Annotated in this window: 1 protein-coding gene; it reads left to right on the top strand. The window is 61.2% G+C overall.

The features are described 5' to 3' along the window. Positions 1-240, top strand: a 240-nt coding sequence (locus ACP7FG_RS13190; protein ID WP_439226661.1) for a cytidylate kinase family protein, incomplete at both ends; no start/stop codon positions are given.

Raw genomic sequence — 240 nt, 5'->3', positions numbered from 1 at the left:
CAAACCGTTCGTTCTCGAATCGCGGCTGTCGGGATGGCTCGCCGGGAACCGCGCTGATCTCCGGGTCTGGCTCGACGCGCCCGACGAGGTACGCAAGGGACGTATCTCTAACAGGGAGGAGACGGCCGCCGAGATGGGCGTCCGCGAGGTCAACGAAGCCGGTCGATACCGGTCCTATTACGACATCAACATCGACGATCGGACCTTTTATGATCTGCAGTTGAACACCGCACGCTGGAG

The organism is Idiomarina sp. ST10R2A5 (assembly GCF_051842325.1).
GTDB lineage: Bacteria > Pseudomonadota > Gammaproteobacteria > Enterobacterales > Alteromonadaceae > Idiomarina > Idiomarina abyssalis.
The sequence above is the reverse complement of the archived record's forward strand: the minus strand, read 5'-3'. Positions and strand labels throughout refer to the sequence as shown.